This is a genomic window from Kineosporia corallincola, assembly GCF_018499875.1.
GTDB classification, from domain to species: Bacteria; Actinomycetota; Actinomycetes; order Actinomycetales; family Kineosporiaceae; genus Kineosporia; species Kineosporia corallincola.
The window spans coordinates 163,183-175,345 of sequence record NZ_JAHBAY010000009.1 but is presented as its reverse complement, the minus strand read 5'-3'; the positions used below and the strand labels follow the sequence as shown (position 1 = coordinate 175,345).

Below are 12,163 nucleotides of genomic sequence, written 5' to 3'. Positions count from 1 at the left end.
GTGACAGGCCCCGCGGCCCGGGTGGGGCGGTGGCTGCGCACCTGGTCGGTGGCCGGTCTGGACGAGACCGCGCAGCGGGCCCGCAAGGGCCGCCTGGCCGGGGCCCTGTACCTGACCGCCGACGGGTACGCCGCGTTCGTCACGGTGCAGAACCCGCAGGCCCGGATGTCGCAGACGATCATCGTGGGGATGGTGGCGGTACTCGCCGTGACCCTGCTCTGCCTGCCCTGGAGCCGCTTCAGCGACTCGGTGCTGATCTGGCCGGTGGTGCCCAGCGCGTTCCTGACCACGCTGGGCGAGGGCGGTTTCGGGGTGCTCGACCACTACCAGCCGATCTACGTGCTGGCCCTGGGCTACGCCGGGCTGGTGCTGCGGCCCGGGCGGCCGGCGATGCTGGCCGCGCTCAACCTGGTGCTGCTCGGCGTCGTCGCCGGTCTCGGCCTGCAACGCGACGGCCTGGTGGCGATCGTCGGCGTGATCTGCTGCTCCGCGCTGATCGGTGAGCTGATCGCGACCGCGACCTCGCTCCAGCACCGTCAGCTCGCCGACCTGCAACGCCTGCACGACGGGCTGCGGCCGCTGCTCGGTGCGCAGACCGAGTACGACGCGGCGCAACTGGTCAGCGAGATGTCGGCCCGGCTGCTGGACGCCGACGGCGTGGTGACGATGGTGCCCGACCGGGCGCCGCAAGACCCCACGCAGGACCCCGCACCGGACCCCACGCCGGCCCCCGCACCGGACCCCGGGGCGCCGGTCCTGCCGCTGATGGGCACACTGACCGGGCTGGGCACCTGGGGCGGCGGTTCCGGACCGGACGCGCTGCGGGTGGACCTGGCCTCGGAGCAGTCCGGGATCGGGGTGGCGGCGCGCCGTCGTCAGCACCTGTTCGTGCCGGACGCCGCGCACAGTCCCCTGGTCTCGCCGGCCAACACGGCCCGGTTCGGCTGCGCGTCCGTCCTCTACGTGCCGATCGTGAGCGGCACCGGCCTGGCCGGGGTGATGGTGATCTGGTGGACGCTGCCGCTGCCCGACCTCGACCGGTTCACCGACCAGATGGTGGAGCTGCTGTCGATCCAGGCCGGGCCGGTGCTGGAACGGGTTCGCCAGGTGGAGGACCTGGACCGGGCCGCGACCACCGACCCGCTCACCGGCGTCCTCAATCGGCGGGCCTTCGAGCACGGCATGGCGGATCTGGCGGACGACGCGGTGCTGCTGCTGTTCGACCTGGACCGGTTCAAGCAGCTGAACGACACCCAGGGACACCCGGCCGGCGACCGGGTGCTGCGGGCCTTCGCGGCGGCGCTGGCCTCGTCGGTGCGAGCCGGGATCGACCGGGTCTGCCGGATCGGCGGTGACGAGTTCGCGATCCTCACCCGCGGCGACGGCCAGGTGGCGCGGGCCGTGCTGGAACGCCTGGCGGGGGTGTGGACGCAGCCGGAGGGGGTCGGGTTCAGCGCCGGTTTCGCGGTGCGGGAACCCGGCGAGACCCCGGAACGACTGGGCGCCCGCGCCGACGCCGCCCTCTACGAGGAGAAGCGGGGCCGGCGCGAGCGCGCACGGGTCTGAGCGGTCAGCTCGCCGAGGGGCTCGGGCTGCTGCTCGTGCTCTCGCCGAACCACGCGTCGGTGACGTCCGCGTTGTCCTGTGCCCACTGCTGCGCGACGTCGGCCTCGCTGCCGCTGCCGGCCGCCTGGATCTGCGACATCAGGGTGGCCAGCACGTCGTCCTCGATCGAGTAGTTCTTCAGCCAGCCCGCGACCTCCGGGTTGGCCTCGCTGAAGCCCTTGGTGGCGACCGTGGTGAGCTGGTCCGCCTCGCCCCACGCCCCGTCCGGGTCGTCCAGGTTCTTGATCGGGTACTTGCCGAACGCCCAGTGCGGCGTCCAGAGCGTCACCGCCACGTTCTCCTTGCGGGTGATCGACTTCTGGAGCTCCGCGAGCATCGCCGAGGTGCTGCCCTCGACCAGGGTCCAGTCGTCGAGACCGTAGTTCGGCATGATGCTCTCGCGGGCCACCTTCATCTCGCCCGCCCCGGCCTCGATCCCGACGATGCGGCCGCCGAAGTCGTCCTTGTGGTCCTTGAGCTCGGCGATCGAGCTGAGGTCGACGTACTCCGGCACCGACAGCACCAGGGTGCCGTCGGTCCAGGTGCCGAGCTTCTCCAGGTCGTCCTCGTACCGGTTCCAGTAGTCCTCGTGGGTGGCCGGCAGCCAGGCGTCCAGGTAGAGGTCGATCTGGCCGTTGGCGACACCGGTGAAGGTGCTGGCGATGTCGAGCTCCTGGAGGTTCACGGTGTAACCGCGCTGCTCCAGCAACACCTTCCAGAGGTTGCTGGAGGCGACGCACTCGTCCCAGCCGGCCACGATGGCCATGCTGACCGTCTTGTTGTCGCCGTCGTCACCGCCGGACTTCGATCCGGAGCCGGAACCGCCACTGAACTGGGCGGTCTCACCGCTGCACGCGGCCACTCCGGCGGTGGTGGCGGCCAGCAGGCCGCCGAGCAGGGCACGCCTGCTGAAAGTGCTTGTCACGTTCGGGTTCTCCCGGTTCAGGAAGCAGCCAGCGCGGCCTCGCCGGCCGGCTTGCTCTCGACGGCGGGTTCCGCGGCGGCCGGGGCGGCGGCGGTGGGACGCCGCGTGCGGCGGCGGCGCGGGGCGCCCAGGGCGTTGCTCAGCCGGTCCAGGTAGATGGCCAGCAGCACCACGCCCAGGCCGCCCTCGAAACCGGCGCCGACGTCGAGGGTGCTGATGCCCCGCACGACCACGGAGCCCAGGCCGTCCGCGCCGACCATGCCGGCGATGACCACCATCGACAGGGCCAGCATGATGGTCTGGTTGATGCCGGCCATGATCGACGGCATCGCCAGCGGCATCTGCACCTCGCGCAGGATCTGGCGCGGCCTCGCCCCGAACGCGTGGGCGGCCTCGACCACCTCGGCGTCGACGCTGCGGATGCCCAGCTCGGTCAGCCGGACCGCGGGCGGGATGGCGAACACCGTGGTGGCGACCACCCCGGGCACCACGCCGACGCCGAAGAAGAACACCGCCGGGATCAGGTAGACGAACACCGGCAGGGTCTGCATCAGGTCGAGCAGCGGGCGCACCACACCACTGACCTGGCGCCGGCCCGAGGCCCAGATCCCCAGCGGCACACCGATGATCACGGCGATGACCGCGGCGACGACCACGACCGCCAGGGTCTGCATCGCCTCGATCCACAGGTCCATCGCCTGGATCAGCACGAACGCGAACAGCGCGAACACGGCCAGGCCCCACCGGCGCACCAGGCAGGCCAGGGCGACGAACACCAGGGTGACGACGTAGGCGTGCGGCGCGGTGAGCACGTAGAGCACCGCGTTCAGCAGGAACAGCATGACATCGGTGACGGCGTCGAAGGCCGTCCCGAGGTTCTCGGTGAGCCAGTCGACGGCGTCGCTGACCGGTGAACCCAGATCGATGATCGGGATCTCAGGCATGGGTCTCCTCCCGGCTCTCGTTCCCCGCGGCCCCGCCGGCGGACGGCGTGGCCAGCGCGGCCAGCAGGGTGGCCTGCGGGATGACGCCCAGCAGCTGGCTCTCGGTGTCCGTGACGGCCAGCGGGACGCTGTTGCGGCCGACCAGGCTGAACAGGTCACCCAGCGGCATGTCGTCGGCGGCGCGCTGGTAGTCGTCGCTCACCGCACCGGCGATGGTGGGCTTCTTGGCCTTCACCGCGGCCGCCACCCGGTCGGCGCGGGCCACGCCCCGGATCCGCCGGGTTCCCGGCTCGACCACGTAGGCGCCGACACCCTCGACGTTGCTGATCCGGCGCAGCACCTCCTCGGGCTCGTCGTCCTCGGTGACGGTGAACAGCGGCTCGCGCATCACGTCGCCGGCGGTGAGCACGCGGGTCCGGTCGACGTCGGCGATGAACTCCGAGACATAGCTGTCGGCAGGGGTGTTCAGGATCTCCTGAGCCGTGCCCAGCTGCACCACCCGGCCGTCGCGCATGATCATGATCCGGTCGCCCATCCGCATCGCCTCGTTGAGGTCGTGCGTGACGAAAACGACCGTGCGCTTGAGGTCTCGCTGCAACGTCATCAGCAGGTCTTGCATGTCGCGGCGGATCAGCGGGTCGAGTGCGCTGAAAGGCTCGTCCATCAGCAGGATGTCGGCGTCCGAGGCGAGCGCGCGGGCCAGGCCGACCCGCTGGCGCATACCGCCGGAGAGCTCACCCGGCAGGGCATCGCCCCAGTCGCCGAGACCGACCGTCCTCAGCGCCCAGTCGGCGCGCTCGGCACGCTCCGCGGCGGAAACCCGGCGCACGTGAAGCGCATAGGCGGCGTTCTCCCGCACGGTGCGGTGCGGGAAGAGCGCGAAGTGCTGGAAAACCATGTTGATTTTGCGGTTTCGCAGATCGCGCAGCTCGTCGGCGTTCATCGCGGCGACGTCGCGGCCCTCGATGGTCAGGCCGCCCGAGGTGGGATCCACCAGCCGGTTCAGCATGCGCAGCACGGTCGACTTCCCGGAGCCGGACAGGCCCATGATGACGAAGAACTCGCCCTGCTCGACGGAGAAGCTGACGTCCCGGGCCGCAGCCTTCAGACCGGTTTCCTGGGTGGGTCGTTCAGCGCCGAACCAGCGCTTCCACGACCGGGAACTGCTCGGGGCGCCGTAGACCTTCGTCAACCCGGACACTTCGATGGCAGGGACAGCACCGGGCGCCTCTTCCGGCTGTGCTGGCTGCGGGCTCCTCGTACTTGAAGTCAATCGCCGCTCCTTTTCGCTCGCTTCGCCGCGAGGGCCGTATTCAAAAATTTCCGGTTCACCCTCACGCAGCTCTTGACAGAGTGTCAAGCGAGCCGAATTGCCTTGCCCCACCTACCATGCCCGCGTGCGAACCACCTGAGCACGCCGTGAGAAGCGGCTAAACGCGGGACCGCAAGGCATTTCGAGAACATCGGCGCCAAACGCGTTCGCGTTACGTGACCCTGGTCTCAGTCACTCAGAGCAGCGGCGGGATCACCTGAATCCCGGCTCCAAATAACGTGCGTGGGGCGCCATGTCAATCGACCTGGCGCCCCACGATGCGAAAAGGAAGGATTTTCAGTGCACGACGGCCAGAGGGCTGTGCGAGCGCGTGATCAGGCCGTTACCTACCGACCCGGCGAGCAGACCCGCCATCAGGCCCCGGCCGCGGTTACCGACGACGATCAGGCCGCACCCCCGGGAGGCATCGGCCAGCACCGGCACGGCCGTGCCCTCGGTGAGCTCGTGACTCACCTCGACACCGGGGAAGCAGCGGCGCACCCGGGCGACCGCCAGCTCGCCGAGAGCCTGGGCGTCGTGCCCGGCGCCGGCCGACGGGGAGAAGGCCACCACCACGACCACCGGCACGCCCTCCTGCGCGGCGCGCTCCGCCGCGAACGACAGGGCGCGCTCGGCACCGGGCGATCCGTCGTACCCGACGGTGATCGGCAGGCCGGGAACCGGCTCGGGCTGGGCACCGGGGCTGACCACCACGACCGGGCAGTGCGCCCGGGCGACCACGGTGGCCGTGGTGTTGCCCAGCACCCTGCCCTCGACGGTGCGTGACTCCGGCACCCCGAGCACCACCATCTCCGCGCTGCACGAGGCCTCGACCAGCGAGCGGCTGATGCCCGACAGGCTGCTCTCCAGCGTCACCGGCATCTCCGGGGCCAGGCGCCGCACCCGGGCCAGCCCGTCGTGCAGCACGGCCCGCGACGCCTTCTCCAGCGGGCCGAGCCGGGGCAGGCCGCCGCCCTCGGGCCGTTCCGTGAGACCCCACTCGGCGACATGCAGGATCAGCACCTCCGAACCCCGGCGGCGGGCGTCCGTGGCCGCCCAGTCCAGGGCGGCCTGCGCGGACCGAGATCCGTCGTAGCCGACGACCGTCTTGCGTTCCTTGAACGTCATGATCAGCTCCTTCCCCGCTACCTCCAGTCTGCGGGCCCCCCGGCAGGGCCGCCACAGCCGAAGGTCCTCTCCGCCGGGGCCGGTCGCCGTGCGGTTCGCCCGCGCCGCCGTCATCCCGAAAGGCCTTCCGGCGCGGGTCAACCCGGGCACCACACGACGAGCCGGAGCGACCTGGTGGCGCCCCGCCGGAGCGGGTGCCACCGGAGCGGGTGCCACCGGAGCGTTTTGACACCACCAACGGGGCCAGGCCGGTGTGAAAAAGAAAGTGAGGCACCCCGTCCTCCCCGGTCAGACCGGAACCAGGGCGCCGACGTCCCGAACGCTCTCCTTCGGGACGGGAACGGGTACTCGTCATGAGGCGGCGCGCGTCGCGTCCGGCGATGAGTGGCACCCCGGCCCGCGTCGTCCCTTATGGTGCTTTTCGTGCCCACCGTTCGCGCCTATCGCCCGGCGGATCTGCCCGCCCTCTACGACATCTGCGTCCGCACCGGCGACGCGGGCCAGGACGCCCGCGGTCTCTTCAGCAGCGACGACCTGCTGGGCGACGTGTACGCCGCTCCCTACGCCGTCCTCGAGCCGCGTTTCACCTTCGTGCTGGAGGACGACGAGAGGCCGGTCGGCTACGTGCTCGGCACGCCCGACACCACGGCGTTCGTCGGCGCCTGGACGCAGACCTGGCTCCCCCGGTTCCGGCAGCGTCATCCCGGGCCGCACGAAGCCCGCGACCAGGACGTGGTCCGGGCGGGCCTGCACCCGGAACGGATGATCCGGCCCGGCCTCGAGGACCATCCCGCCCACCTGCACATCGACCTGCTCCCCCAGGTGCAGGGGCAGGGGTTCGGGCGGCAGCTGATCAGCCGGTTCCTGGCGGCGGTGCACGAGGCCGGGGCCCCCGCCGTCCACCTGGGGGCCGCCGCCGCGAACACCGGTGCGATCGCCTTCTACCACCGCCTCGGCTTCCGGCCCCTGCCGATCGACGAACCCTCGGTGGTCTACCTGGGGCGCCCCACCGCGCCCTGAGCGACCGGCGGTACAGCCGGTCAGTCGACCGCCGGGCTACGCCGCTCGAGCAGCACCACGTCGCGCCACACCCCGTGCAGCCGGCCGATCCGCTCGCGCACACCGACTCTCCGGAACCCGAGCTGCTCGTGCAGGGCCAGGCTGGCGGTGTTCTCCGGGAAGACCCCCGACTGAACGGTCCAGATCCCGGCCTGCTCGGTCGAGGAGATCAGTTCCCGCAACAGGCTTTTCGCCACTCCCCGCCCCCGGGCGTGCGGCGCCACGTACACCGAGTGCTCCACCACGCCCCGGTACGCCGCCCGGCCGGAGACCGCACTCGCCGCCACCCAGCCGAGCACCCGCTCCCGGCCGCCGTCCCGCGCGGCTCCGGCTTCCCCCGCCACGTCCGCAGCCGTCTCCGCAGCCATCTCCGCAGGCACGTCCGTACCCGGGACCGCGTCCGTGCTTGTGTCCGTGCTTGTGTCACCCATGCCGTCGCCCACGGACCCGAGCGCGACGAACCGGTGCCCGGGCAGCTTGCCGGCGTCGAAACCGGCCCAGTCCGGAGCCGCCGTCTCGAACGTCGCGTTGCCCTCGTCGATGCCCGCCTGATAGATCGCGAGCACCTGCCCGGCGTGCCGCCGCACCATCGGAACGATCATGACCGATTGCCTCCCAACGACCCGAAGTGGGTTATCGCCTGGGTATTTTCCCTCATCATGTGATCCACGCCCCGCAATTGGCCGCCGCTTTTCTGTGACCTTCAAGGAAGACTCCCCTACGATCGGGTAGACCGAGTAGCGTCCAGGTCGCAAGCCATTCATTGGAGGGAATGAATGTCAGCCGATATCGGCCGCCGGTTCCGGGTGGTCGCGGGGATCGACCTCGCACCGTCCAACACGGAGATCGCCCGCCGCGCGGCGCAGGAAGCCAGACTGCACCAGGTTCCGCTGGTACTCGTGCACGCACTGTGGGTACCGGCGCGTCTCCAGGGGGCCAGCCGGCCCGCGTCACCGTCACCCGAGGTCCTGATCAGCCACGCGCAGTGGCTGGAGTCCATCGCCGAACCGTTACGGGCCGAACCCGGCCAGCTGTCCATCAGTACCCGGGTGATCCCCGGGCGCGCCGACGACGTCCTGATCGCCGAGTCACTCACCGCCACCCTGGTCGTGGTCGGCGAGGACCGGTGCGGCATCGTGGCGGCCGAGGTGGCCCACCGCGGCTGCTCCCCCACGCTGGTGGTGCGGTCCGACCCGATGCCGATGCTGGCCGTCAGCCGCTGACCAGCCGCTGATCAGCCAACTCGGCACCTTCGGGCGGCGAAAGCACCGATAAGCCGCGGCCGGGGTTCACCCGCCGGGCGCCCGGGACGACGATGGTCACAGCGACTCCCCGCTGTGAAGGGAATGACCGGCGATGAAGCAGTCCCGCTCCCCGTGGTCCCCCGGCCGTCCGGCGCGGTGAACCCGTGCGCCGCCCGGCCGTCATCGGCATCGCCCTCGCGCTGGTCGCGGCGGGCCTGGTCGCCGACGCCCTGACCCAGCCCGACCCGCCTCCCGCGCCCACCCACCGAACCCCGGTGGTGACGGCCCGTCTCACCGCGCAGGACGAGCTCCGCCGCCGCGGCCAGGCCCTGATCGACACGGGCGCCGTCGGTTTCCAGGCCCGCATCCACGACGGACGGCGGGTCTCGACCGTCGCCGTCGGGCTCGCCGACCGCGGCACCCGCCGCCCGCTCCGGGACACCGACCGGTTCGAGGCCGACGCCCAGACCTCGACCTTCGCCGCCGTGCTCACGCTGCAACTCGTGGCGCAGCGAAAGGTGCTGCTGGACAAGCCGATCGAGAACTACCTGCCGGGCGTCGTGCCGGGCGGCCGGGACATCACCGTGCGCATGCTGTTGCAGCACACCAGCGGCCTGGCCGACTACGCCGCCGACACCACGCTCCGGCAGGACGTCGTCGCCCGGCCGGGCACCCCGATGACCACCGGGCGGCTGCTCGCAGCGGCCTTCGCCCAGGAACCCGGCTTCGCACCGGGCAGCGACTGGTCCTACTCCGGCACCAATTACGTGGTCATCGGCCAGATGCTCGAGAAGGTCACCGGCCGGCCGCTGGAAGACCTGGTGCGGGAGCGCATCACCGAGCCCCTCCAGCTGCACGACACCCACGTCACCCGCCCCGGCAGCGGCGGCGCCGACGCCGGATCCGCCCACGGCTACACGGTGAACCTCACCACCACCCCGGCCACCTGGACCGACACCACCGGCTGGGCGTCCACCTGGAGCGGCGGCGCCGGGGCGATCGTCTCGACCTCGGACGACCTGGGCACCTTCTTCCGGGCGCTGCTCTCCGGCAGGGTGCTGCCCAGGGCGCAGCTGAAGCAGATGATGACCACGAGAACCGTGGAGGGCGGCGGGTACGGCCTGGGACTGTCCCGGTTCGTCACCCCCTGCGGCCAGGTCTGGGGTGAGAGCGGTTACAACCTCGGCCACGCGTCCCTCACCGTGGTCACCGAGGACGGACGGCGCTCCGCCTCCGCCGACATCAACACCGCGCGCGGCGAGGGTGACGGCACCAGTCGGCCCGAGCGGGCTTTCGACCGGGCCTCGGGCGCGGCCCTGGCCACCACCTACTGCCAGATGCAGGGCAAGGAACTACCGCTGTCGATGCGGCAGTAGCCGGGCAGTAGCCGAGTTGTAGCCGGGCGATCGGCACCTTGGGGCGGCCAGAACCGGCCCTCGGCGTGGGAAACCGGTGCGGGGCCGATGATCAGGTGGCATGGACCCGTCGAAGACCCCTGCCCGGAAAGGACATTCACACCATGAGGCACTCTCACCCCATTCTCCTGCGCGCTGCCGTGGCCGGGATCGGCACCGCGCTGGTGCTCGGCACCGGCACCGCGACAGCGGCCACCCGGCAGGCCGGGCGCGCAGCGACCCACCCGTTCACCGCCGAACTCCAGCGCACGGCCCGGGCCGTGGTCGCCGCGGGTGGCGCCGGCTACCTGGCCCGGGCCGACGACGGCACCGACATTCTCACCGCCACAGCCGGTCTCGCCGACCCGGCGACCGGGCGCCGGATGAAGAACAAGGACCAGTACGAGGCCGGCAGCCAGACCAAGACCTTCGTGTCCGTGCTCGTGCTGCAACTCGTGGCCGAGGGCACGGTGCAGCTCGACAGCCCGGTCGAGACCTATCTGCCCGGCGTCGTGCCGAACGGGCAGAACATCACCGTGCGCATGCTTCTGCAACACACCAGCGGCCTGTTCAACTACACCGACGACTCCCAGCTGGTGGCGGCGGCGCTGGCCGACCCGCACCGGGTGCTCTCGCCGCAGCAGATTCTGCGGGCGGCGTTCCAGCACGACGCCGTCTTCGAGCCCGGCACCAGCTGGGCGTACTCCAACACCGGGTACATCGTGCTCGGCGAGCTGCTGAAGAAGGTCACCGGCGAGAGCGTGGGCGCGCTGATCGATCAGCGCATCGCCAAACCCCTGCGGCTGGGCGACACCTACCTGGCCGACCCGTTCGTCACCGACATCGGCCCGGGGTTCGCCCACGGTCACCTCATCGACTTCACCGCCGACCCGCCCAGCCGGGTCGACGTCGCGGACTGGACGCTGAGCTGGGCCGGCAGCGCCGGGGCCCTGGTCTCCACCGCCCGTGACCTGTCCGACTTCTACACCGCCCTGCTCGGGGGCGACCTGCTGCCCGCCGCCCAGCTCGCCGAGATGCGGCGCACCGTGGACGTTCCCGATGGTTTCGGCGGTTACGGCCTGGGCCTGATCAAGGTGACCACGGCGTGCGGAACGGTCTGGGGCCACGGCGGCGACACCGTCGGGCACCACACCACCACACTGGTCACCGCCGACGGCTCGCGCAGCGTGGCCACCGACACCAGCAGCGAGCCCGGTGAGGCGGACGAGAACGACGCCGAGCTGGAGACTTTCGTGAGGGCCGTCACCGAGGCCGAGTTCGCCGCCCTGTGCGCGATGACCGGCCAGGAGGTGCCGTCCGGCGCCGCCGTGCGTGAGGGCGCGCAGCGGCTCAGCCGTCAGCTCGCCCCGGCCGCCGGATGAACCCCCACACCTGAGGACGACGCCCGGCCGTCTCCCGGAACCGCCGGGAAACGGCCGGAAGCCCTCCGCGGGAAAGGGCTAGCGAACGATCGTGAGGCCGGCCCCGGCGAGCCCGGCGACCAGGTCTCCCAGATCGTCCACGGTCTGCCCGCCCATCGCACCGGCCTCCACGCGCGCCTGCACGCCGAGGGCGATGGCCGCGAACTTGAAATGCGCGAAGGCCAGGTACCATTCGAGGTCGCCGATGCCGATACCGGTGCGCGCCGACCATCGTCGGGCCACCTCCTCCGCACCGGGGAAACCGGGCGAGGTGGTGACGGTGCGGGCCAGCGGGGAGCCCAGCCGGGCCAGGGCCTCCCAGTAGAACAGCAGCATGCCCAGGTCGGTGAGCGGGTCGCCGAGCGTGGACATCTCCCAGTCGAGAACCCCGCTCAGCCGTACCGTTCCGGGTCCGTCGGCGTCGTGCACCAGGCAGTTGTCGAGCCGGTAGTCGCCGTGCACGATCGTTCCCGGCTGTGGAGCGGGCAGCCGGGCGAGCAGCCGGTCGGCCAGGACGTCCAGCCCCGGAACGGGTTTCGCCGGGGTGGCGGCGATCTGCCGGCTCCAGCGCCGCACCTGGCGTTCGGCGAAACCCTCGGCCCGGCCGAAGTTCTCCAGCCCCACCGCGGCCGGGTCGACACCGTGCAGGTCGGCCAGGGTGTCGGTGAGCGCCTCGCCGAGCTCACGGCAGCGCCGCGGGGTGAAGCCGGGTGGCAGGGTGTCCCGGACGACCAGCCCGGGCAGCTTCGTCATCACGTAGAACGGGACGCCGATCAGGTCACCCTCGTCGTGCAGCACGATGCGCGGCACCGGCACGACGGACCCGGCCAGCGCACGCTGTACGCGTGTCTCGCGGGCCATGTCGTGCGCCGTGGCCAGCACCCCGCCGCTGGGCGGGCGGCGCAGCACCAGTTCGCCCGCCGGGCCGGTGAGCAGGTAGGTCAGGTTGGACCGGCCGCCGACGACCATCTCGGCGCGGGGGTGGCGCCAGCGCTCGTCACCGGTGACGCGGACGAGCAGGGGACCGACCAGATCCGGCCGGGCAAGGGTGCTCTCGTCGTCCATGATTGGCTGCCCCTCCTGGCTGACGCGACCATCAGTTACCGTAGGAGCCCTGACAACCGGGGTCAA

The 12,163-nt window shown here is 71.5% G+C and carries 11 protein-coding genes; 5 read left to right on the top strand and 6 right to left on the bottom strand.

What is annotated here, in order from left to right; translation table 11 throughout:
- Complete coding sequence (locus tag KIH74_RS38830; protein WP_308113951.1) at positions 1 to 1,566, top strand: GGDEF domain-containing protein; 1,566 nt, start codon at positions 1 to 3, stop codon at positions 1,564 to 1,566.
- Positions 1,567 to 1,570: 4 nt separating this feature from the next.
- On the opposite strand, the gene KIH74_RS21740 is transcribed toward KIH74_RS38830, so the two are convergent.
- From KIH74_RS21740 to KIH74_RS21725, 4 genes are all read right to left on the bottom strand, one after another.
- Positions 1,571 to 2,530 carry a glycine betaine ABC transporter substrate-binding protein gene (locus KIH74_RS21740; RefSeq protein ID WP_214157944.1) on the bottom strand — a complete coding sequence of 320 codons (960 nt, stop codon included), beginning with the start codon at positions 2,528 to 2,530 and terminating at the stop codon, positions 1,571 to 1,573.
- A gap of 17 nt (positions 2,531 to 2,547) precedes the next feature.
- A complete protein-coding gene (locus KIH74_RS21735; protein ID WP_214157943.1) occupies positions 2,548 to 3,474 on the bottom strand; it encodes an ABC transporter permease in 927 nt (308 codons plus the stop codon).
- A complete protein-coding gene (locus tag KIH74_RS21730) occupies positions 3,467 to 4,675 on the bottom strand; it encodes a quaternary amine ABC transporter ATP-binding protein (protein ID WP_308113950.1) in 1,209 nt (402 codons plus the stop codon). Before KIH74_RS21730 ends, KIH74_RS21735 begins: the two co-directional genes overlap by 8 nt.
- Before the next feature lie 408 nt (positions 4,676 to 5,083).
- On the bottom strand, positions 5,084 to 5,914 hold the full coding sequence (locus KIH74_RS21725) for a universal stress protein (RefSeq protein WP_214157941.1): 831 nt from the start codon (positions 5,912 to 5,914) through the stop codon (positions 5,084 to 5,086).
- A gap of 423 nt (positions 5,915 to 6,337) precedes the next feature.
- On the opposite strand from KIH74_RS21725, the gene KIH74_RS21720 reads away from it, so the two are divergent.
- A complete protein-coding gene (locus tag KIH74_RS21720) occupies positions 6,338 to 6,934 on the top strand; it encodes a GNAT family N-acetyltransferase (RefSeq protein WP_214157940.1) in 597 nt (198 codons plus the stop codon).
- Positions 6,935 to 6,954: 20 nt separating this feature from the next.
- Here KIH74_RS21720 and KIH74_RS37890 read toward each other — a convergent pair whose 3' ends face one another.
- Complete coding sequence (locus KIH74_RS37890) at positions 6,955 to 7,575, bottom strand: GNAT family N-acetyltransferase (protein ID WP_214157939.1); 621 nt, start codon at positions 7,573 to 7,575, stop codon at positions 6,955 to 6,957.
- Between the two features lie 174 nt (positions 7,576 to 7,749).
- Between KIH74_RS37890 and KIH74_RS21710 the strand changes: the two genes are divergently transcribed.
- The 3 genes from KIH74_RS21710 (at position 7,750) to KIH74_RS21700 (ending at position 10,993) form a co-directional block, all read left to right on the top strand.
- Entirely contained in the window at positions 7,750 to 8,196 is a 447-nt protein-coding gene (locus KIH74_RS21710; RefSeq protein ID WP_214157938.1) for a universal stress protein, read from the top strand.
- A 185-nt stretch (positions 8,197 to 8,381) separates the two neighbouring features.
- On the top strand, positions 8,382 to 9,593 hold the full coding sequence (locus tag KIH74_RS21705) for a serine hydrolase domain-containing protein (RefSeq protein WP_214157937.1): 1,212 nt from the start codon (positions 8,382 to 8,384) through the stop codon (positions 9,591 to 9,593).
- Between the two features lie 143 nt (positions 9,594 to 9,736).
- Positions 9,737 to 10,993, top strand: coding sequence for a serine hydrolase domain-containing protein (locus KIH74_RS21700; protein ID WP_214157936.1), 1,257 nt, complete (start codon positions 9,737 to 9,739; stop codon positions 10,991 to 10,993).
- Positions 10,994 to 11,071: 78 nt separating this feature from the next.
- On the opposite strand, the gene KIH74_RS21695 is transcribed toward KIH74_RS21700, so the two are convergent.
- Positions 11,072 to 12,097, bottom strand: a complete 1,026-nt coding sequence (locus KIH74_RS21695; protein WP_214157935.1) for a phosphotransferase family protein — start codon at positions 12,095 to 12,097, stop codon at positions 11,072 to 11,074.
- Between the last annotated feature and the right edge of the window lie 66 nt (positions 12,098 to 12,163).

Coding starts and splice junctions, on each gene's coding strand:
- KIH74_RS21735 (WP_214157943.1), bottom strand. CDS start 3,474: ATGCCTGAGATCCCGATCATCGATCTGGGTTCACCGGTCAGCGACGCC.
- KIH74_RS21725 (WP_214157941.1), bottom strand. CDS start 5,914: ATGACGTTCAAGGAACGCAAGACGGTCGTCGGCTACGACGGATCTCGG.
- KIH74_RS37890 (WP_214157939.1), bottom strand. CDS start 7,575: ATGATCGTTCCGATGGTGCGGCGGCACGCCGGGCAGGTGCTCGCGATC.
- KIH74_RS21710 (WP_214157938.1), top strand. CDS start 7,750: ATGTCAGCCGATATCGGCCGCCGGTTCCGGGTGGTCGCGGGGATCGAC.
- KIH74_RS21700 (WP_214157936.1), top strand. CDS start 9,737: ATGAGGCACTCTCACCCCATTCTCCTGCGCGCTGCCGTGGCCGGGATC.
- KIH74_RS21695 (WP_214157935.1), bottom strand. CDS start 12,097: ATGGACGACGAGAGCACCCTTGCCCGGCCGGATCTGGTCGGTCCCCTG.